The sequence below is a fragment of the Paraburkholderia sp. BR14374 genome, assembly GCF_040948685.1.
Taxonomy (GTDB): Bacteria; Pseudomonadota; Gammaproteobacteria; order Burkholderiales; family Burkholderiaceae; genus Paraburkholderia; species Paraburkholderia youngii.
In genome coordinates, this window is sequence record NZ_JBFPKF010000001.1 from 135956 (window position 1) to 154788 (window position 18833).

The window sequence follows — 18833 nt, forward strand, 5'->3', positions numbered from 1 at the left end:
GCATTGCCCTCGTCGTGTGCTTAGAAATAGCCTTGCTTCTTGCGTTGTTCCATCGCAGCCTCAGAGACCTGATCGTCCATCCGCGTCGCGCCGCGTTCCGTGATCTCGGTGACGGCGGTCTCGGCGATGATCTTCTCGATGTCGTCCGCGTCGCTTTCGACCGGGCACGTGCAGCTGATGTCGCCCACCGTGCGGAAACGCACCAGTGCCTGTTCGCTCGTCTCGCCTTCGCGCATCGGCGTGAGCGGCGTGACCGGCACCAGCAGCCCGTTACGGCGCACGATCTCGCGCTGGTGCGCGTAGTAGATCGACGGCAGTTCGAGCTGCTCACGCGCGATGTACTGCCACACGTCGAGCTCGGTCCAGTTCGAGATCGGGAACACGCGCATATGTTCGCCGTTGTGCAGACGCGCGTTGTACAGGCTCCAAAGTTCCGGGCGCTGCGCCTTCGGGTCCCACTGGCCGAATTCGTCGCGGAACGAGAAGATGCGCTCCTTCGCGCGGGCCTTTTCTTCGTCGCGGCGCGCGCCGCCGATCATCGCGGTATAGCCGTATTGCTCGATCGTTTCGAGCAGCGTGACCGCTTGCGCGGCATTGCGCGAATCCGTTTCGCGACGCAGACGCACAGTGCCGCGCTTGATCGAATCTTCGACATGACCGACCACCAGTTCCGCGCCGATTTCTTGCGCGCGACGATCGCGGAAGTCGATCACTTCGTCGTAGTTGTGACCGGTGTCGATATGCACGAGCGGGAACGGCAGCTGCGTCTTGCGGTTCGCGCCGAGGCCGAACGCCTTCAGTGCAAGCGCGAGCACCACGACGGAATCCTTGCCGCCCGAAAACAGCAGCGCCGGCTTGCTGCATTCGGCGACCAGTTCGCGCAGGATATGAATCGACTCGGCTTCGAGCCAATCGAGGTGATCCATCCGGTTGACCGTGTTGGCAAGCGGAGCGTTGACAGTGGAATCGAGCGTGGTGCTCATAGCGGGTCCTTCGTTGATTCGCCCGGCAAGCGCATGCGTGTGGGCGGAAGTATTCGGATCGGTTTCGGCGGCGGTCGACCGCAAGCTCGTGCGCGGCATTCAGGCCGGCGCGTCTTCGTTGCGCTCGACCGCAATCGGGGTAATCGCCGTGATATGCAAGCCGCATTCCTTCGTATCGCGCGACTCCCACCACCAGCGCCCCGCCCGGCTGTCTTCGCCGGGGCGGATCGCACGCGTACACGGCTCGCAGCCGATGCTCGGATAACCGCGCGCATGCAGCGGATTGACCGGCACATCGAACGCCTTAAGATAATCCCAGACTTCGGCTTCGGTCCAGTCCGCGAGTGGGTTGAACTTGGCGATGTTGCGTGCGCCGTCGTGCTCTTCCTCGTGCAGCTCGGCACGCGTGACCGACTGCTCGCGACGCTGCCCGGTCACCCAGGCGCTGACGTCGGCGAGCGCGCGATTTAGCGGCTCGACCTTGCGGATCTCGCAGCAGCGCTTGCGCAGCTCGACGCTTTCGTAAAACGCGTTCAGGCCGTGTTCGCCCACGTACTGCTCGACCGCCGCCGCCTGCGGATGAAACTGCTCGATGTCGTAACCGTAGCGCTCTTTCACGCGGTCCAGCATGCCGAGCGTTTCCGCATGCAGACGGCCCGTGTTCAGCGAGAAGATGCCGATCTTCACGCCGCGCGACAGGATTGCGTGCGTGAGCAGCATGTCTTCGGCGGCGAGGCTGCTCGCGAGCTTCACGTTCGCGTGACGCGCGGCGATCGAATCGAGCAGCGCGTCGAGTCGCTCGACCTTCGCTGCCAGCTCCGGGCTCAACGATTGGGCGGTGTTCATGCCGGCACCTTGTCGGCGCCAGCCTGCGCCGCGCGGCGGCGGAACAGGGGCGACGGGTCATCGACGGCGCCCTGGTACTGCACGGTGAAGTCGTCGAACGCCTTCAGCGCGTCGTTGATGTCCTTGTCCGCGCGCACCGCGAACGCGTCGAAGCCGCAGCGGAACATCAGCCTGACCTGGTCGCGCAGCACGTCGCCGATCGCGCGCAGTTCGCCCTTGTAGCCATAGCGCTCGCGCAGCAGACGGCCGATGCTGTAGCCGCGGCCGTCGCGGAACACCGGGAAGTCCACGGCGATCAGCGCGAGCTTGTCGAAGTCGCCAGCGATGTCCGCCGGTTCGCTATCCGGCGCGAGCCACACGCCGATTTCGGTGGCGCCGCGCGCGGCGACCAGCGCTTCACGCTCGGCCTGCCACAGCACCAGCGGCACGATGACCTTGCCGGCCGGCAGTTCGCTCAGCGCCGGCAAAGCGCCGTCTTCCGCGGCACGCACGACGCTCCAGTCGTCGTTGACGATGTCGCGGTTCTTGATGATAGAAGCCATCTGTTCAGTATCCTTTTCGCGGTTACGCGTGAGCCGGTTGACGCGCGGCGTACACGCGCTCCTTGAACGGCGTGATGCCGATGCGGGTATACGTATCGATGAAACGCTCGCCTTCCTGGCGGTTGTCCACGAACGTATCGATCACCTTCGTCATCACGTCGGGCATTTCCTCGGCCGAGAACGACGGGCCGATCACGCGGCCAAGGTGAGCGCCGGTCGCGCCCGTGCCCTGCTCGCCGCCGAGCGTCACCTGGTACCACTCTGAGCCATCCTTGTCGACGCCCAGAATGCCGATGTTGCCGACGTGATGGTGACCGCACGCGTTGATGCAGCCCGAGATGTTCAGCGACACGTCGCCGAGGTCGTACACGTAGTCGAGATCGTTGAAGCGTTCCTGGATCGCGAGCGCGATCGGGATCGACTTCGCATTCGCGAGCGAGCAGAAGTCACCGCCCGGGCACGAGATGATGTCGGTCAACAAGCCGATGTTCGGCGTCGCGAAACCCTGCGGCTTGGCCTTTTCCCACAGCGCGAACAGGTCGCGCTTCTTCACGTCGGCGAGAATCAGGTTCTGCTCGTGCGACACGCGGATCTGGCCGAACGAGTACTCGTCGGCCCAGTCGGCGACCGCTTCCATCTGCGCGTCCGTCGCGTCGCCCGGCGCGACCGTGGTCGGCTTCAGCGACAGCGTGACCGACGCATAGCCCGCGACCTTGTGCGGACGCACGTTGCGCTCGACCCAGCGCGCGAACGCGCGGTTTTCCAGCAGATGCTTTTCGAACGACGTATCGGTGTCCGGCAGCTTGTCGTAAGCGGGCGGCGCGAAGTACTGCGACACGCGATCCACTTCGGCCTGCGTCAGCGTCGACGGACCGTCCTTCAGGTGCTGCCACTCTTCCTCGACCTGCGCGGAGAACTTCTCCGGCGACAGCGCCTTCACCAGAATCTTGATCCGCGCCTTGTACATGTTGTCGCGGCGGCCGTAGCGGTTGTACACACGCAGCACGGCTTCGCTGTAGGTCAGCAGATGCTGCCACGGCAGATCGCGGCGGATGATCGCGCCGACGATCGGCGTACGGCCGAGACCCCCGCCCGCCAGAATGTCGACCACCAGTTCGCCTTGCGCGTTTTTCTTCAGATACACGCCCATGTCGTGGATCTGCACGGCCGCGCGGTCTTCCTTCGAACCCGACACGGCAATCTTGAACTTACGCGGCAGCCACGCGAATTCGGGGTGGAACGTCGACCATTGACGCAGGATTTCGGCCCACGGACGCGGATCGACGACTTCGTCGGGTGCGACGCCGGCGAATTGATCGGCGGTGATGTTGCGGATGCAGTTGCCCGAGGTCTGAATGCCGTGCATCTGCACGGCGGCGAGCTTGCGCAGGATTTCCGGCGTTTCTTCGAGCTTGATCCAGTTGTACTGGATGTTCGAACGGGTCGAAAAATGGCCATAGCCGCGGTCGTGTTCACGCGCGATCTGCGCGAGCACGCGCATCTGGTCGCTGCGCAGGTTGCCGTAGGGAATCGCGATGCGGTGCATGTACGCGTGGCGCTGGTAGTACAGGCCGTTCTGCAGACGCAGCGGACGGAATTCCTCTTCGCTCAATTCGCCCGACAAGCGGCGGCGAACCTGATCGGCGTACTGCGCGACCCGTTCATCGACGATGGTCTGGTCGTACTGATCGTATTGGTACATTCGGGGGCCCCAATTATTCGAAACTTCGCGTGACTCGCAGCGGTCCGGTTTCCGCCGCGGCTCGAATATCCGTGTTTGTCAGCTGTCGCAAGCAAGCGTTTAGACCCATCGCTCATTTGCTTATAACAAAAACAGATATCCATATTGAAAAAGATGGACAGATCGTAATAAACTCGTCTTATATTTCAAACGACTAAAAAATTCTTTTTATATGCGGCGAGGTTATATATGAACCTGCACCAATTCCGCTTCGTCCGCGAGGCTGTGCGCCAGAATTTCAACCTCACCGAAGCTGCCAAATCGCTGTTTACGAGCCAGCCAGGCGTTTCGAAGGCGATCATCGAGCTGGAAGACGAACTCGGCGTCGAAATCTTCACCCGGCACGGCAAGCGCGTGCGTTCGCTGACCGAGCCGGGCCGCATCATATTGCAATCGATCGAAAAAATCCTGCAGGAAGTGGAAAGCCTGAAGCGGGTCGGCAAGGACTACGCGGCGCAGGATCAGGGCAACCTGACGATCGCCGCGACCCACACGCAGGCGCGCTACTCGCTGCCGGCGGCGATCGCCGAGTTCAAGAAGCGCTTCCCGAAGGTCCATCTTTCGATTCTGCAAGGCAGCCCGACCCAGGTCGCCGAAATGGTGCTGCACGACCAGGCCGACCTCGCGATCGCGACCGAGGCGATCTCGAACTACAAGGATCTCGTGTCGCTGCCCTGCTTCCAGTGGCACCACGTCGCGGTGGTGCAGCCGGACCATCCGCTGCTCGAGCGCAAGCTGCTGTCGCTCGACGACCTGACCCAGTACCCGCTGATTACGTACGACAATGCGTTCGCCGGCCGCACCAAGATCAACGAGGCGTTCCGCCTGCGCGGGCTGCATCCGGACATCGTGCTCGAGGCGATCGACGCCGACGTGATCAAGACCTACGTCGAGCTGGGCCTCGGCGTCGGCATCATGGCCGACATCGCGTTCAACGGCGAGCGCGACCGCCATTTGCGCGCGATGCCGGTCGGCCATCTGTTCGGCAGCAACGTGACGCGCGTCGCGCTGAAACAGGGCGCGTATCTGCGCAGCTACGTGTACACGCTCGTCGAGCTGCTGTCGCCGAGCCTGAACCGCAAGCTCATCGAGCAGGCGCTGAAGGGCGAACACGAAACCTATGAGCTTTGAACCGCTTTCATACCGCTTCCATACCGCTCTCTCGCTACGGAGACACTTCTGATGAAGTTGCACAACAATAAAGTACGCGACACCCTGCGCGGCCTCGCGGCCGCGGCGCTGCTCGTCGCCGGCGCGGCGCACGCCGACCTGAAAGTCGGCATCGATCTGTCGAACACCGGGCCGGCCGCCGTGATCGGCATCACCAGCAAGAACGCGATGCTGATGTGGCCGCAGACGATCGCCGGCCAGAAAGCCGACTACATCTTCCTCGACGACGCGTCCGACCCCGGCAACGCGGTGCGCAACATTCGCAAGCTGATCAACGAGGACCACGTCGATGTGGTCGTCGGCCCGAACATCACGCCGGCCGCGATGGCCGCGCTCGATCCGGTCGCCGACAGCCAGACGCCGATGATCACGCTGATCGGCTCGGCGAGCGTCGTCGAACCCCAGGAAGGCAAGAAGGTCTGGGCGTATAAGATGGCGCAGACCGACAGCGCGATGGCCGACGTGATGACGCGCTACATGTCGAATCACAACGTGAAAACGGTCGGCTTCATCGGTTTCGCGGACGGCTACGGTGAAAGCTGGCTCAACGAGTTCAGCAAGTTCGCGGCGCTGCGGCATATCCAGCTGGTCGCGACCGAGCGCTACAACCGCACCGACGCGAGCGTGACCGGCCAGATCCTGAAGCTGATGGCCGCGAAGCCCGACGCGATCCTGATCGCCGGCGCGGGCACGCCGACGGTGCTGCCGCAGCGCACGCTGATCGAGCGCGGCTACAAGGGGCCGATTTATCAGACGCATGGCATCGCGACGCCGGAGTTCATCAAGCTCGGCGGTAAAGACGTGGAAGGCACGCTGTTCCCGACGCAGCCGGTCGTCGTTGCGCGCACGCTGCCGGCCGATCATCCGTCGAAGAAGGCGGCGCTCGCGTTCGTCGACGCGTACGAAGCGAAGTACGGCCCCGGCAGCGTCACGCAGTTCGCGGGCGACGCGGCCGGCGTGTACCCGCGCCTGCAGGATGCCGTCGCGCGCGCGTTGAAGACCGCGCAGCCGGGCACGCCGGCGTTTCGCGTCGCGCTGCGCGATGAGCTCGAGCATGCGCATGAGCTGGTGGTGCCGAACGGGGTCGTCAATACGAGCCCGAAGGATCACGTCGGTCTCGATCAGCGCGCGAGCGTGATGGGTACCATCAAGAATGGCAAGTTCGTTTATCTGAGCCAGTAATCCGGCAGCGGGGCGTCGATGACGCTCCGCCTTTCGGTAGAACTACGGGAGGCAAGATGGCCACCGCTTCGATCGCAGAGAACGCCAGCACTGGCATCGTCACCGTTCCAAGCGCCCACGCGGGCAGCGCGACGGCCGAGCGTCTGCAAACCATCATTCTGCAGCGCGGGCTGACCGTTTTCGCGTGCATCGATTTCAGCGGCGACGCTGAGCGCGCGGGACTGACGATGCCGTTCAGCCAGCTCCTGGTCTTCGGCAATCCCAAAGCCGGCACACCGTTGATGCAACTCGCGCCGACCGCCGCGCTCGATCTTCCCCTGAAGGTGCTCGTGTGGGAAGACGCGGACGGCCGCGCGTGGCTATCCTTCAACTCGACGGCCTATCTTCGCGAACGTCATGGTCTGCCGGACGACTTGATGAAGCCGGTGAGCGGTGTGGCCGCCCTCGTGGATGCGGCCGCGCGGTAAAGCGTCGAACGGTCACGAACAACCCATCGAAATCTTCGCCGTCACGCGACTCAGGTATGCTGGGCCCTTTGTAACCGCTTCCGTTCAAGGGGAGATCATGCGGCGCGTTGTATTCAATCAGAAAGGTGGCGTGGGCAAATCGACCATCGTCTGCAACCTGGCGGCCATCAGCGCGAGCGAAGGGCTGCGCACGCTGGTGATCGACCTCGATGCCCAGGCGAATTCGACCCAGTATCTGCTCGGTCCGCAGGCGAGCGAAGTCCACCCCACTGTCGCAGGCTTCTTCGAAACCGCGCTCGGCTTCAGCTTCAAGCCCGTCGAAGCGACCTCGTACATCCATCCGACGCGCTTCGAGAATCTGGACGTGATGCCCGCCCATCCCGATCTCGACACGCTGCATGGCAAGCTCGAATCGCGCTACAAGATCTACAAGCTGCGCGACGCGCTGAACGAACTCTCGATGTACGACGCGATTTACATCGACACGCCGCCCGCGCTGAACTTCTACACGCGCTCGGCGCTGATCGCCGTCGAGCGTTGTCTGATTCCGTTCGACTGCGACGACTTTTCGCGTCGCGCGCTCTACACGCTGCTCGAAAACGTCAAGGAGATCCAGCAGGATCACAACGACGCGCTGCAGGTGGAAGGCATCGTCATCAACCAGTTCCAGCCGCGCGCGAGCCTGCCGCAGAAGCTCGTCGACGAACTGATCGGCGAAGGGCTGCCGGTGCTGGGGTCGCGCTTGTCATCGTCGGTGAAGATCCGTGAGTCGCATCAGTTGGCGACGCCCGTCATTCATCTCGATCCGGGGCATAAGCTCGCGCAGGAGTATCGGGCGCTGCATCGCGAATTGAGCGAATAAGCCCGAGCGACGTCATTGCCCCAGCGATCTCAGCAGCCGCGCGAGGTTTTGCGGCTCGATATGAATGATCCCGCCTCGCGGACTGTCGATGTCCGCGATCAGCGTCAGCGACAGAGCAACCGTAACGGGCAGCACGATAATCAGGATGCCTCGTCGGACGCTGCCTCTCGCTCCATAACCCTGCACGACGCACGCAAATAGTCCGATCAGGATCATCAGCGTCCACGCGCCCAGCGGAATCCGGTTCAACAACGCCGCCTGGGAATAGTCCTGCGAATTGAGGACGTCGTTCATGCCGGTCATCACGACGGCGCCGATCGGCGTCGGCTGGTCCCTCGCGACCTGTGCCGCGAGGCGCCAAAGTGCGGCCTGAGACTTCGCTGTGTCTGCCTCGATGCGAGCGATTTCCTGCGCATCTCGGGTTCGAAAATGCGCGAGTCTCAATTGCGCGTAATGCGTCAATTCAGCCTTGATCTGCGCGCTGACGGGCGGCGCGACCACATCGGCCCGGGCGTACTCGGTTCCGATCGCGTTCGCTTCGTTTTCCTCCAGGTTCTTGCGCTGGTCGTAGCGATTGACCGCCATCGACAGATTGAAGCCGATCAGCAGCGCGAGCAACGTCAACGTCGACGTCTCCACGATCGTGAAATCTTCGCGCTCCTCGCTCTTCAATGCGAGAACGCGTCGCAGCGCCAATGCGCCAAAAGTGATCGCGCCGACGAACGCGACCAGCAGTACCACGAACAGCGTGCCAGGATGATCGACGAATGCTTGCATGCAATGCCTCCGTTGCGGACATCTGCGTGAGACGCGGTAGCTCGGGGCTGGGCGGGTCGAGGTTCATCGCGTGTTTTCGTCCGTTGGCGCCATCCGCACATCGTCAGCAAACTTGTTAAAGTAACGCTCTCGTCAATCAGCAGCCGCAGTCCCCCATCATGCGCACCACCCGAGCCATCCACGCCGTCGAGCGCCTGAAAACGCGCACCGGCAACCCGCGCTTCGCCGCGATCAGCCTGTCCGGCGGCCTGTTCTATCTCGTGGACAAATCAACCGGAGTCGACCAGAAGGTATCCGACCCGCTGACACTCGACGACTTCGTCAAGTTCGTCGACGCCTACGGCCCGCAGAAACCGCGCAAGGCCAGCAAGCTCGATATCGCGTTCGAAGCGCAGATCAAGAAAAGCAAGGGCGGTTGACGCTCCAGCTTCGCCGACCTGGCGCTTCGTTGCGATGCTTTACGCCCCTTCGATCTCCACCCACCGCCCGTCCGCCGCACTGCTTTTCAGCACCGCCTCGATAAACCGCAATCCGTCGACGCCATCCTCGACCGTCGTCAACAACAGGCTTTCCGCCGGCGGTGCGCGGCCTTCGTTCAGTGCATCGATCTGCAACGCCGCATCTTTGTACAACTGCGCGAACGCTTCCAGATAGCCTTCCGGATGCCCGGCCGGCACGCGCGTTGCATGCGCGGCAACCGCACTTTTCACACGCGCGCGTGTCAATCGCTCGGCAGCGCCGCCTAGCGGCGTGAACCACAACGCGTTCGGCTCCTCCTGATCGAACGCGAGCCCCGCCTTCGTGCCATACACCCGCAAACGCAGCGCGTTCTCCGCGCCGCTCGCCACCTGGCTCGCCCACAACATGCCGCGCGCGCCGTTCGCATAACGCAGCATCGCCTGCACGTGATCGTCGATACGACGCCCCGGCACGAACGTGTGCAGCTCGGCCGACAGCGCGCGCGGCATCATCCCCGTCACGAAAGCGGCCAGCTGATACGCGTGCGTGCCGATATCGCCGAGGCACCCGGCCGGCCCCGCCAAGGCCGGATCGGTACGCCAGCCCGCCTGCTTGTTGGCGCCGCCCGTTTCGAGCGGCTCGGCGAGCCAGTCCTGCGCATACTCGACCTGCACGACGCGTATCTCACCCAGCTCGCCCCGTTCGACCAGTTCGCGCGCATGCCGCACCAGCGGGTAGCCCGAATAGGTATGCGTCACCGCAAACAGCCGCTTTGATGACTGCGCGAGCTTCGCGAGCGCTTCGCCTTCGGCGAGCGAGACCGCGAGCGGCTTGTCGCAGATCACGTGGATGCCCGCTTCGAGAAATGCCGTCGCGACCGGCGCGTGCAGATGATTGGGCGTGACGATCGCGACCGCGTCGATGCCGTCGTCGCGCGCGCCCTCGGCGCGCGCCATCTCGCGCCAGTCCGCGTAGCTTCGCGCGATGCCCGCTTCGACGGCGCTCGCCCGCGCGCGCTCAGGATCGGACGACAGAGCGCCCGCCACCAGTTCGAAGCGATCGTCGAGCCGCGCGGCGATCCGGTGCACCGCGCCGATGAACGCGCCCTGCCCGCCGCCGACCATGCCCAGCCTGAGCCTTCTTCGCTGCATCGTTTGCGCTCCCATGTCAGATGCCCAGCACGCTCTTCAACTGCGCGGTATCGACACCGCTGCCCGCGAAGTCATCGAATGCGCGCTCGGCCACGCGGATGATGTGCCGACGAATGAACTCCGCGCCTTCGCGCGCGCCGTCGTGCGGATGCTTCAACGCGCATTCCCATTCGAGCACGGCCCAGCCCGGAAAATCGAACTGCGCCATCTTCGAGAAGATCGCGCCGAAGTCGATCTGCCCATCGCCGAGCGAACGAAAGCGCCCCGCGCGTTCGACCCAGCCGCTATAGCCGCCGTACACGCCCTGCTTGCCGGTGGGACGGAACTCCGCGTCCTTCACATGAAACGCCTTGATGCGCTCGTGATAGATATCGATGAACGCGAGATAGTCGAGCTGCTGCAGCACGAAATGGCTCGGGTCGTACAGGATGTTCGCGCGCGAATGCTGTTTGACCGACGCGAGAAAGCGCTCGAACGTCACGCCGTCGTGCAGGTCTTCGCCCGGATGCAGTTCGTAGCAGACGTCGACGCCGGCCGCGTCGAACGTATCGAGAATCGGCGTCCAGCGGCGCGCGAGTTCGTCGAACGCAGTTTCGACGAGACCGGCCGGCCGCTGCGGCCAAGGGTAGATATACGGCCACGCGAGCGCCCCCGAAAACGACACATGCGTGCTCAGGCCCAAGCGACGCGACGCCTGCGCCGCGAGCTTCATCTGCGCGATCGCCCACTCGGTGCGCGCCGCCGGCTTGCCGCGCACGTGCGGCGCGGCGAAGCCGTCGAACAGCGTGTCGTATGCGGGATGCACGGCGACCAGTTGGCCCTGCAGATGCGTCGATAGTTCGGTGATCGCGACGCCCGCGTTGTCGACCGTCTCGCGCAATTCGTCGCAATACGCGTCGCTCGCGGCCGCTTTCTCGAGGTCGATCAGGCGCGGGTCGCACGGCACCTGGATGCCCTTGAAGCCGAGACCCGCGGCCCATTCGGCGAGATGTGCGAGGTTGTCGAACGGCACGTCGTCGCCCATGAACTGCGCGAGAAAAATCGCCGGCCCTTTGGTGGTTTTCATCTTTACGGTTCCTCGAACGTTGCGCGCGGGCCGCACCCGCGCGCGTTAGACGATGCTCGGAGCGCCGCTCAGAACGGCGAGTCGGGGAAATAGAACTGCTGGGCGTTTTCCTTCGTGATCAGCACCGACGGAATGATCGTCGTGGGCGGCAGCTTGTCGCCCTTCAGCCGAGCTTCGGCTGTCAGCTTGATCGCGTCGTAGATGAATTTCGGCGAGTACGACACGTCGGCCTTGATCATCGGCGCGCCGTCCATCACGTTCTTCACCATGCCCTTCGAGCCCGCACCGCCGAACACGATCTTGATGTCGTTGCGCTTGGCCTGATCGATCGCCTTCAGCACGCCGACCGCCATGTCGTCGTCGGCGGCCCACACGGCGTCGATGTGCTTGAAGCGCGTCAGGTAGTCCTGCATCACCTTGAACGCGTCGTCGCGATTCCAGTTCGCGTACTTCGCGTCGAGAATCTTGATGTCCGGGTAGTTCTTCAGCACGCCGGTGAAAGCGGTCCAGCGCTCGTTGTCGAGCGTGGTCGGAATGCCGCGCAGCGCGACGACGTTGCCCTTGCCGTCGAGCGCCTTCGCCAGGTACTCGGCCGGAATCTTGCCGAACGCGGTGTTGTCGCCGGCCACGTAGGCATCCTGCGCACTGGTGTTCGTCAGACCGCGATCGACCACCGTCACGTACACGCCCTTGCGCTTCACCTGCTCGACCGGTTGCGTCAGCGTCGCCGATTCATACGGGAAGATCACGAGCGCATTGATCTTGTTGACGGTCACCAGATCCTGCAACTGGTTCGCCTGCTCGGGCGCATTGGCCGCGGTCTTCACGATCACTTTCAGATCGGGATGCGCCTTTTCCAGATCCTCCTTCGCCTTGTTCGCCCACCAGACGATGCCGCCGGTAAAGCCGTGATCGGCCGTCGGAATCGCGACGCCCAGCGTGACCTTGTCGTCGGCGCGCGCCGCGCCGCTCGTGCCCAGCATCCCCAACGCCAGCACGCCGGCGCCGATCGCTCGAATGACTTGCTTCATGGTGTGTGTCTCCAATCAAGAGGCGTTCGCTCGCCCCGATTTTTCGGACCTGCCGTTGGTTTACCGCGCCTGCCTTGCTACACCTGCTTGAAACGCACGTCTACCGCCGCCCGCGCTGCACGAACGCGACGAAAATAATCACCACGCCCTGCACCGCCGCGTTCAGATACACGCTGATGATGCTGGTCAGGTTCAGGATGTTCGCGATCACCGACAGCAGGATCGCGCCGATCACGGTGCCGATCACACGTCCCTCGCCGCCCTTGAGCGCGGTGCCGCCGACCACCACCGACGCGATCGCTTCGAGCTCCCACAACAGGCCGGTGGTCGGCGTGGCGGAGCCGAGGCGCGGCACGTAGAGCACGGTAGCCACGCCTACGCAGATTCCGAGCAGCACGTACGTGACGATCTTGACCGTATCGACGCGAATCGCCGCGTAACGCGCGACCTGCTCGTTCGAACCGATCGCCTGCACGTGCCGGCCGAACGCGGTGCGATTGAGGATCAGCGCGCCGCCCGCCGCGACCACGAGGAACACCCAGATCGGGACCGGGACACCGAACAGGCTCGCGTAATAGACGGGACCATACAGATTCGAGAGAGAATCGTTGAGCGTCAGCGCGCCACCATCGGCGAGCCATGTCAGCACCGCGCGGAAAATCCCCAGCGTGCCGAGTGTGACGATGAACGGCTCGATGCGCCCTTTGGTGATCAGCAGCCCATGCGCGCAGCCGAACAGCGCGCCGAGCACGAACGCCGCGACGATGCCGATCGTCACGATCAGCAACGGCGGCAACGCATGACCGGTAGCACCGGCCGCGAGCCCGTTCATCAGCCAGATCATGATGCCGGCGATCAACGCGGCCATCGAGCCGACCGACAAATCGATGCCGCCCGAGATGATCACGAAGGTCATGCCGACCGCGATGATGCCGATGAACGACGTGCGCGTGAGCACGTTCATCAGGTTGTCGAGCGTCGCGAAGTCGCGGTTGAGCAGCGTGCCGACGATGCACAGCACGATCAGCCCGGCGAGCGGCCCGAGCGTGTAGAGCCGCTGCGCGACGCGCAGCGCGCGCCGTGATTGCACGGCTTCAGTGGGTGCCGGTCGCATGAGCGATCAACTCCTCTTCGGTCAGATGCTCGAGCGTCAGCGTCGCTTGCAGGTGTCCCGCGCGCATCACGGCGACGCGATGGCACAAGCCGATCAGCTCGATCAGTTCGGATGAAATGACGATCACCGCGCGGCCCTGCGCGGCGAGACGATGAATCAGGAAGTAGATGTCGCGTTTCGCGCCGACGTCGACGCCGCGCGTCGGTTCGTCGAGCACGATCACGTTCGGGTCGGGCTGCAGGAACTTCGCGAGCGCGAGCTTCTGCTGGTTGCCGCCCGACAGCATGCGCGCGCGGCTCGACAGGTCGCCGGTGCGTATGCCGAATTCGCCGACGGCCTTCTGCAACGCCGCGCGTCCCGCTTTCAGATCGAGCAGCGGATGCGCGTAGCGTTCGAGCGTCATCAGCGTGACGTTGTCCTGCAGGCTCATGTTGACATGAAGGCCTTTGCCCTTGCGGTCCTCGCTCAGATAGGTGAGACCGTGGCGCATCGCGTCGCGCGGGTTCTTCAGATCGACGGACCGGCCGGCGATTTCGATCGTGCCGCCGGTGCGTTTGCGCAAGCCGATGATTGCCTCGAACGCCTCGGTGCGGCCTGCGCCGACGAGGCCCGCGAAGCCGAGCACTTCGCCCGCGCGCACGTCGAAGCTCAGATCCTCGACCCAGTCGGGCACCGTCAGGCCGTTCACACGCAATGCGACCGGCGTGTCGGCGGGCACCGTCTGCTTGTCGGGGAACATGTCGGACACGTCGCGTCCGACCATCAGGTTCGCCATCTGCTGACGCGCGAGCCCCGAGGTTTGACCGCGCGCGACGAAGCGGCCGTCGCGCATCACGATCACTTCGTCGGTGATGCGCTCCACTTCATCGAGCTTGTGCGAGATGTAGACGATCGTCACGCCATCGGCCTTCAGCTTCAGCATCAGCGCAAAGAGCCGCTCGGTTTCGGCGGGCGTCAGCGTCGCGGTCGGCTCGTCCATGATCAACAGACGCGCGCGGCGCGACAGCGCCTTCGCGATCTCGACCATCTGCTTTTCCGCGACGATCAGCTCGCGCACTTTCGTGTCCGGCGCGCGCTCGAGCCCGACCTGCGCGAGATAGCGCGCGGCGTCGCTGCGCATCGCGGCATCGTCGACGAACCAGCCGCGGCGCTTCTCGTGGCCGAGGTACATGTTCTGCGCGATCGTCAGATGCTCGGCGAGGTTGAATTCCTGGTGGATCAGCACGATGCCCTGTGCCTCGGCGTCGCGCGAACCGGCGAAGCGCTGCGCGTGGCCATCGACCAGCACGCTGCCCGAGGTTGCCGCTTCATAACCGGCGAGGATTTTCATCAGCGTCGATTTGCCCGCGCCGTTCTCGCCGAGCAGACCGTAGATGCGGCCGGGCGCCAGCTCGAAGCTCACGCCGTGCAGCACGCGCACCGGGCCGAAGTCCTTGCGGATGTCGTCGAAGCGGATCGCAAGGCTCATGGTTCACGCGCTCCCACGAATCACCAGACGATGCGGCAGCAGCACGCCCGGCACGTTGGCCTGCGGATTCGCGAGACGCTGCAGCAGCAAACGCGCGGCGGTCTCGCCGAGCTCGCGCATCGGCTGCGCGATCGTCGTGAGCGGCGGATCGATCTGCGCGGCGAGCGAGATGTCGTCGAAGCCGGCCACCGCGACGTCGTCGGGCACGCGCTTGCCGACGCTGCGCAAGCCGTGGATCACGCCGATCGCGAGCGTGTCCGACACCGCGAAAATCGCGCTCGGCGCATCGGACCGCTGCATCAACCCGGCTGCGGCGGACGCGCCCGCCTCGTAATCGAGGCTGTTCAGATTCATGCGCCAGCGCGGATCGGGCGCGATGCCCGCGTCCCTCAACGCGTCGAGGTAGCCTTGCTGACGCTGGCGCGCATACAGATAGTCGACGTCGGAATTGATCAGGCCGATGCGCCGGTGACCGCGCGCGAGCAGATGGCGCACCGCGTCGCCGGCCGCGCGATAGTTGTCGATGCCGACGTACGGCACGCCCATCTCCGGATCGAACTCGCAGCACGCGACCCACGGCAGCGCCTGCGACGCCTCGCCGAGCGCCTGCTGGATCGTCGCCGGATCGAGGCAGATCGCGCCGTCCGCGCGGCGACGCCGCAGCATGTCGAAGTAGCTGCGCTCGCGGCCCGGGTCCGCGCCGGTGTCACATAGCAGCATGAAGTAGCCGTGCTGACGCGCGACGCTGTCGATGCCGCGCACGATCTCCGCGTAAAACGGATTGCCGAAGTCCGGCACCATCGTCAGCAGCAGGCGGCTTTCGGCGGTGCGCAGATTGCGCGCGAGTTCGTTGACGCGGTAGCCGCTCGCGTCGATCGCGGCGAGCACCTTGTCGCGCGTGGTGGGCCGCACATTGTCGTGGCCGTTCAGCACGCGCGACACCGTCGCGACCGACACGCCCGCCTGCTCGGCCACGCCGGCGATCGACGGCTCATCGGCCGTGCGCGGCGAGTGCCTCGGCGTCTGACGTAGCGGTTGACTGCTCGCGCCGGACGACGCGGCCGGCGACGATCGGGACGGCGTTCGGGACACACGACCTCGCAGCAAAAATGTAATCGATTACATTTTGTGGCGATGGCGATGCGAATCGCAAGCCCGGATCGCTAGGGATTAACACGGGGGCGGGCCGGCCTGGCACTTGCCCGCGAGCGTCCGGCGCAAGTCCGTCATTTGGTACAATCCCGCAGTTCTCCTGACGCGGCTTGCCAAGCGAACGCCTTTCGGAAGCCGCGGCCGACAGCATCCGCCGTGGCCGGGTCAGGACAAAAGTCAGCGGCAATCGTCGCCCGCTCGCCAAACCAAAACCGCCGAATCCACCATGAACATCGAGCAAGCGCGTTTCAACATGATCGAACAGCAGATCCGCCCCTGGGAAGTGCTCGACCAGGACGTGCTGAATCTGCTGTCGATCGTCAAACGTGAGAAATTCGTCCCCGCCGCTTACCGCGACCTCGCTTTCGCCGACTTCGAAGTGCCGCTGCCGGCCGGCCAGCACATGCTGGCGCCGCGCGTCGAGGCGCGCGTGCTGCAGGAGCTGGCGGTGAAGAAGCATGAAAGCGTGCTCGAAATCGGCGCGGGTTCGGGTTACATGGCGGCGCTGCTCGCGCATCGCGCGCAACACGTGTTGAGCGTCGACATCGAACCGGAACTGGCCGAGCTTGCGAAGAGCAACCTGATCGCCAACGGCGTGCTGAACGTCGAAGTCGTGACCGGCGACGCTTCGCGCGGCTGGAGCGGCGCGGCGCCGTACGACGTGATCTGCGTGTCGGGCGGTCTGCCGGTGCTGCCGCAGGAAATCCTCGAACAGCTGAAGGTCGGCGGCCGTCTCGCGGCGTTCGTCGGCAGCGCGCCGGTGATGAAGGCGCAAATCATCACGCGCATCGACGAGAAGCAATACCGCATCTCCGACGTGTTCGAAACCTATGTCGAGCCGCTCGCCAATGCAGTGCAGCCGGCGCGGTTCAGGTTCTAAGCGGCGGTTTTCGCTGCGCTTCGAGTTGTATTGTTGATCTGGACGGGCGGCGAGCAAGCCCACCGTCCCACGAACTGGATGTCTCGCTGATGCAAAATCTGACCGCTCCCGCACTCGCCGAATGGCTCGCCGATACCTCGCGTCCCGCACCCGTGCTGCTCGACGTGCGCGAGCCGTGGGAACTGCAAACCGCGTCGATGGCCGGCGTCGTGTCGATTCCGATGCGCGAGATTCCTGCGCGCAGCGAAGAACTCGATGACGACGCGCAGATCGTCTGCATTTGCCATCACGGCGCGCGCAGTGCGCAGGTCGCGATGTTCCTCGAATCGCGCGGACACACCAATGTGTTCAATCTGCAAGGTGGGATCGATGCGTGGTCGCGACAGGTCGATCCGTCGGTTCCGACTTATTGAGGTTCGGCGCGAAGGTAGCGCGTTGAAGCGGCGCAAGGGCTGATGGTCCTTGCGCCGTTTTTCTTTTGTGCTGTGCCTGGATGGGGGCAAGGACCCCGCAAGCCAAGGTTTTGGCTTGCGGGGTCTTTGTTTTTGCTGACGCGTTATTCAGCCATATCTTTTCGGAATATGCCCATATGTACGGTGGAGTTTCGCGCGTAGCCTTCGAGGCTTTCAAGACACGACGAGACACGTTTGTGAGCGGCCGGTATCCGCAACACGGGAGCACGGGCAAAACACGCTGCTATCTATCTCGAACAGGACGCTAGTGGTACTCAGGTCATGAATCAGTGGAACAGTCAGAATCAGGTACACCGGCGAACTTTATATTGGCACCCGCATTCCGGTGGCTTGAGCAACGATGCGAATGCTTTATCAGTGATCGAATGGTGAAATCCAATCTCTTTGCGGTAGCGGTAATCGTGTCACTTGGCGCCGCTCTCGCGAATCAGGCTTGCGCAAAAGAATTGACGTGCTTGCCATCAATTTCAGTCAATGAGTCATTGAGTCAACCGATATCCCAAGAATGGATTCCCCAGTTGGATAAGTCACCTCGCTTTTTGCAGGGGATAACATTCTTCGATGATGATTCTAAAAAGAACGCAAGCATCGTCCCTACTAGCGACACAGCCTTGACAGGCCACGACCGAATAGCCCGGTGGCGCTTTCGACCAAGCGGTATCCCGGTCTGGCTCGGGTGTCGATATGAGGGCACTGGCATCGTCCTTACAAGGCAACTACCCGCTTCCTATAAAGAATGCCAGCTTGTTTATGGCCCGGCTGGAGTCGTCAAGAAGATTAGCTGCGAGTAGTTATGCTCACGAGCAGCGCATCGCGCAGGTCGCGATGTTCCTCGAATCCTGCGGACATGCCCACGTGTTCAATCTGCAAGGTGGGATAGACGCATGGTCGCGTGAGGTCGATCCGTCGGTTCTGACTTATTGAGGTTTGGCGCGAAGGTAGCGCGTTAAAGCGGCGCAAGACTAAATTATGTGCTCAGTGAAAATTACGGCGATGTGCATCATTCTTTACAGCATATCAAATATAGCGATTGGCGCCGAAGGCGGCTTTAAAGGGGATTTTGAGGGAACAGGTCGTGCGTGTTCCGGTGCGCTCTACGTGCGAGCTAACACAATTGAATGGAATTCAACGTATAGCTTCTGTAAGCCAACACGCTACGAAATATTGGAAAAGAATTTCAGCGATGAGCAAAGACGCATTGTCTTTCACTTGAAAAATCCAGGTCATCAGTGTCGATTCAAGATTGTGGAAGCTGAGCAAGCAAGTCGTCACAACTGGAATGTGAGTGGTTACCAGTCCTTGGAAAGATTTCAAAAAAGGGATTTGCCAGATTGGAAAAATTCCCCGTTACCCGAACGGCAAGTTTTGTCGTGTTTAATGGCAGGACCAGACTAAGCTCATTGCATGACACACCGCTTCCTAAAGATCTTCGAGCTGAATAGCCCAAAGTGATCGTCGTGTAGTACATC

At 63.2% G+C, this 18833-nt stretch carries 21 protein-coding genes and 1 pseudogene; 11 read left to right on the forward strand and 11 right to left on the reverse strand.

Annotated features, from left to right (window positions below; translation table 11 throughout):
* Positions 1 to 20: 20 nt before the first annotated feature.
* From cysD to AB3X86_RS00595, 4 genes are all read right to left on the reverse strand, one after another.
* On the reverse strand, positions 21 to 983 hold the full coding sequence (gene cysD / locus AB3X86_RS00580; RefSeq protein ID WP_176366993.1) for a sulfate adenylyltransferase subunit CysD: 963 nt from the start codon (positions 981 to 983) through the stop codon (positions 21 to 23).
* Positions 984 to 1082: 99 nt separating this feature from the next.
* A complete protein-coding gene (locus AB3X86_RS00585; RefSeq protein WP_368594542.1) occupies positions 1083 to 1829 on the reverse strand; it encodes a phosphoadenylyl-sulfate reductase in 747 nt (248 codons plus the stop codon).
* A complete protein-coding gene (locus AB3X86_RS00590; protein ID WP_368594543.1) occupies positions 1826 to 2371 on the reverse strand; it encodes a DUF934 domain-containing protein in 546 nt (181 codons plus the stop codon). The genes AB3X86_RS00585 and AB3X86_RS00590 overlap by 4 nt, the downstream gene beginning before the upstream one ends.
* A gap of 22 nt (positions 2372 to 2393) precedes the next feature.
* On the reverse strand, positions 2394 to 4073 hold the full coding sequence (locus AB3X86_RS00595) for a nitrite/sulfite reductase (protein ID WP_368594544.1): 1680 nt from the start codon (positions 4071 to 4073) through the stop codon (positions 2394 to 2396).
* A 228-nt stretch (positions 4074 to 4301) separates the two neighbouring features.
* Between AB3X86_RS00595 and AB3X86_RS00600 the strand changes: the two genes are divergently transcribed.
* The 4 genes from AB3X86_RS00600 to AB3X86_RS00615 all read left to right on the forward strand — a co-directional run bounded on the left by AB3X86_RS00600 (position 4302) and on the right by AB3X86_RS00615 (position 7793).
* A complete protein-coding gene (locus AB3X86_RS00600) occupies positions 4302 to 5243 on the forward strand; it encodes a CysB family HTH-type transcriptional regulator (protein ID WP_368594545.1) in 942 nt (313 codons plus the stop codon).
* Positions 5244 to 5294: 51 nt separating this feature from the next.
* Positions 5295 to 6464, forward strand: coding sequence for an ABC transporter substrate-binding protein (locus AB3X86_RS00605; RefSeq protein ID WP_368594546.1), 1170 nt, complete (start codon positions 5295 to 5297; stop codon positions 6462 to 6464).
* Between the two features lie 56 nt (positions 6465 to 6520).
* Complete coding sequence (locus AB3X86_RS00610) at positions 6521 to 6931, forward strand: DUF302 domain-containing protein (RefSeq protein WP_368594547.1); 411 nt, start codon at positions 6521 to 6523, stop codon at positions 6929 to 6931.
* A gap of 97 nt (positions 6932 to 7028) precedes the next feature.
* On the forward strand, positions 7029 to 7793 hold the full coding sequence (locus tag AB3X86_RS00615; RefSeq protein WP_368594548.1) for a ParA family protein: 765 nt from the start codon (positions 7029 to 7031) through the stop codon (positions 7791 to 7793).
* 12 nt (positions 7794 to 7805) lie between these two features.
* Here AB3X86_RS00615 and AB3X86_RS00620 read toward each other — a convergent pair whose 3' ends face one another.
* A complete protein-coding gene (locus AB3X86_RS00620) occupies positions 7806 to 8570 on the reverse strand; it encodes a hypothetical protein (RefSeq protein ID WP_368594549.1) in 765 nt (254 codons plus the stop codon).
* Positions 8571 to 8728: 158 nt separating this feature from the next.
* Here AB3X86_RS00620 and AB3X86_RS00625 point away from each other — a divergent pair, with 158 nt between their 5' ends.
* Complete coding sequence (locus AB3X86_RS00625) at positions 8729 to 8989, forward strand: hypothetical protein (protein ID WP_176109336.1); 261 nt, start codon at positions 8729 to 8731, stop codon at positions 8987 to 8989.
* A 39-nt stretch (positions 8990 to 9028) separates the two neighbouring features.
* Here AB3X86_RS00625 and AB3X86_RS00630 read toward each other — a convergent pair whose 3' ends face one another.
* The 6 genes from AB3X86_RS00630 to AB3X86_RS00655 all read right to left on the reverse strand — a co-directional run bounded on the left by AB3X86_RS00630 (position 9029) and on the right by AB3X86_RS00655 (position 15951).
* The gene (locus AB3X86_RS00630; protein WP_368594550.1) at positions 9029 to 10180 is read right to left on the reverse strand and encodes a Gfo/Idh/MocA family protein; all 1152 of its coding nucleotides are present in this window, start codon (positions 10178 to 10180) and stop codon (positions 9029 to 9031) included.
* A 16-nt stretch (positions 10181 to 10196) separates the two neighbouring features.
* Entirely contained in the window at positions 10197 to 11246 is a 1050-nt protein-coding gene (locus tag AB3X86_RS00635; protein WP_368594551.1) for a sugar phosphate isomerase/epimerase family protein, read from the reverse strand.
* Positions 11247 to 11314: 68 nt separating this feature from the next.
* Positions 11315 to 12277, reverse strand: a complete 963-nt coding sequence (locus tag AB3X86_RS00640; RefSeq protein ID WP_368594552.1) for a substrate-binding domain-containing protein — start codon at positions 12275 to 12277, stop codon at positions 11315 to 11317.
* Between the two features lie 100 nt (positions 12278 to 12377).
* Positions 12378 to 13391 (reverse strand): ABC transporter permease, encoded by a 1014-nt coding sequence (locus AB3X86_RS00645; protein WP_013088671.1) that lies wholly within the window; start codon positions 13389 to 13391, stop codon positions 12378 to 12380.
* Positions 13372 to 14859 (reverse strand): sugar ABC transporter ATP-binding protein, encoded by a 1488-nt coding sequence (locus tag AB3X86_RS00650; RefSeq protein ID WP_368594553.1) that lies wholly within the window; start codon positions 14857 to 14859, stop codon positions 13372 to 13374. Before AB3X86_RS00650 ends, AB3X86_RS00645 begins: the two co-directional genes overlap by 20 nt.
* Positions 14860 to 14862: 3 nt before the next feature.
* A complete protein-coding gene (locus AB3X86_RS00655) occupies positions 14863 to 15951 on the reverse strand; it encodes a LacI family DNA-binding transcriptional regulator (protein ID WP_368594554.1) in 1089 nt (362 codons plus the stop codon).
* Positions 15952 to 16237: 286 nt separating this feature from the next.
* On the opposite strand from AB3X86_RS00655, the gene AB3X86_RS00660 reads away from it, so the two are divergent.
* The 6 genes and pseudogenes from AB3X86_RS00660 to AB3X86_RS00685 all read left to right on the forward strand — a co-directional run bounded on the left by AB3X86_RS00660 (position 16238) and on the right by AB3X86_RS00685 (position 18759).
* On the forward strand, positions 16238 to 16891 hold the full coding sequence (locus AB3X86_RS00660) for a protein-L-isoaspartate O-methyltransferase (protein ID WP_176121122.1): 654 nt from the start codon (positions 16238 to 16240) through the stop codon (positions 16889 to 16891).
* Positions 16892 to 16980: 89 nt separating this feature from the next.
* Entirely contained in the window at positions 16981 to 17304 is a 324-nt protein-coding gene (locus AB3X86_RS00665) for a rhodanese-like domain-containing protein (protein WP_018431735.1), read from the forward strand.
* 249 nt (positions 17305 to 17553) lie between these two features.
* Positions 17554 to 17736, forward strand: a complete 183-nt coding sequence (locus AB3X86_RS00670) for a BPSL0067 family protein (RefSeq protein WP_368594986.1) — start codon at positions 17554 to 17556, stop codon at positions 17734 to 17736.
* A complete protein-coding gene (locus tag AB3X86_RS00675; protein ID WP_368594555.1) occupies positions 17730 to 18155 on the forward strand; it encodes an STY0301 family protein in 426 nt (141 codons plus the stop codon). Before AB3X86_RS00670 ends, AB3X86_RS00675 begins: the two co-directional genes overlap by 7 nt.
* 16 nt (positions 18156 to 18171) lie before the next feature.
* A pseudogene (locus tag AB3X86_RS00680) lies at positions 18172 to 18288 on the forward strand (sulfurtransferase); the annotation flags it as partial.
* Between the two features lie 45 nt (positions 18289 to 18333).
* A complete protein-coding gene (locus tag AB3X86_RS00685) occupies positions 18334 to 18759 on the forward strand; it encodes a hypothetical protein (protein ID WP_368594556.1) in 426 nt (141 codons plus the stop codon).
* Positions 18760 to 18833 lie beyond the last annotated feature (74 nt).

Excerpts from the sequence above, each read along its gene's own strand:
- cysD (WP_176366993.1), bottom strand. The coding sequence starts at position 983 with ATGAGCACCACGCTCGATTCCACTGTCAACGCTCCGCTTGCCAACACG.
- AB3X86_RS00585 (WP_368594542.1), bottom strand. The coding sequence starts at position 1,829 with ATGAACACCGCCCAATCGTTGAGCCCGGAGCTGGCAGCGAAGGTCGAG.
- AB3X86_RS00590 (WP_368594543.1), bottom strand. The coding sequence starts at position 2,371 with ATGGCTTCTATCATCAAGAACCGCGACATCGTCAACGACGACTGGAGC.
- AB3X86_RS00595 (WP_368594544.1), bottom strand. The coding sequence starts at position 4,073 with ATGTACCAATACGATCAGTACGACCAGACCATCGTCGATGAACGGGTC.
- AB3X86_RS00600 (WP_368594545.1), top strand. The coding sequence starts at position 4,302 with ATGAACCTGCACCAATTCCGCTTCGTCCGCGAGGCTGTGCGCCAGAAT.
- AB3X86_RS00605 (WP_368594546.1), top strand. The coding sequence starts at position 5,295 with ATGAAGTTGCACAACAATAAAGTACGCGACACCCTGCGCGGCCTCGCG.
- AB3X86_RS00610 (WP_368594547.1), top strand. The coding sequence starts at position 6,521 with ATGGCCACCGCTTCGATCGCAGAGAACGCCAGCACTGGCATCGTCACC.
- AB3X86_RS00615 (WP_368594548.1), top strand. The coding sequence starts at position 7,029 with ATGCGGCGCGTTGTATTCAATCAGAAAGGTGGCGTGGGCAAATCGACC.
- AB3X86_RS00620 (WP_368594549.1), bottom strand. The coding sequence starts at position 8,570 with ATGCAAGCATTCGTCGATCATCCTGGCACGCTGTTCGTGGTACTGCTG.
- AB3X86_RS00625 (WP_176109336.1), top strand. The coding sequence starts at position 8,729 with ATGCGCACCACCCGAGCCATCCACGCCGTCGAGCGCCTGAAAACGCGC.
- AB3X86_RS00630 (WP_368594550.1), bottom strand. The coding sequence starts at position 10,180 with ATGCAGCGAAGAAGGCTCAGGCTGGGCATGGTCGGCGGCGGGCAGGGC.
- AB3X86_RS00635 (WP_368594551.1), bottom strand. The coding sequence starts at position 11,246 with ATGAAAACCACCAAAGGGCCGGCGATTTTTCTCGCGCAGTTCATGGGC.
- AB3X86_RS00640 (WP_368594552.1), bottom strand. The coding sequence starts at position 12,277 with ATGAAGCAAGTCATTCGAGCGATCGGCGCCGGCGTGCTGGCGTTGGGG.
- AB3X86_RS00645 (WP_013088671.1), bottom strand. The coding sequence starts at position 13,391 with ATGCGACCGGCACCCACTGAAGCCGTGCAATCACGGCGCGCGCTGCGC.
- AB3X86_RS00650 (WP_368594553.1), bottom strand. The coding sequence starts at position 14,859 with ATGAGCCTTGCGATCCGCTTCGACGACATCCGCAAGGACTTCGGCCCG.
- AB3X86_RS00660 (WP_176121122.1), top strand. The coding sequence starts at position 16,238 with ATGAACATCGAGCAAGCGCGTTTCAACATGATCGAACAGCAGATCCGC.
- AB3X86_RS00665 (WP_018431735.1), top strand. The coding sequence starts at position 16,981 with ATGCAAAATCTGACCGCTCCCGCACTCGCCGAATGGCTCGCCGATACC.
- AB3X86_RS00675 (WP_368594555.1), top strand. The coding sequence starts at position 17,730 with ATGGTGAAATCCAATCTCTTTGCGGTAGCGGTAATCGTGTCACTTGGC.
- AB3X86_RS00685 (WP_368594556.1), top strand. The coding sequence starts at position 18,334 with ATGTGCTCAGTGAAAATTACGGCGATGTGCATCATTCTTTACAGCATA.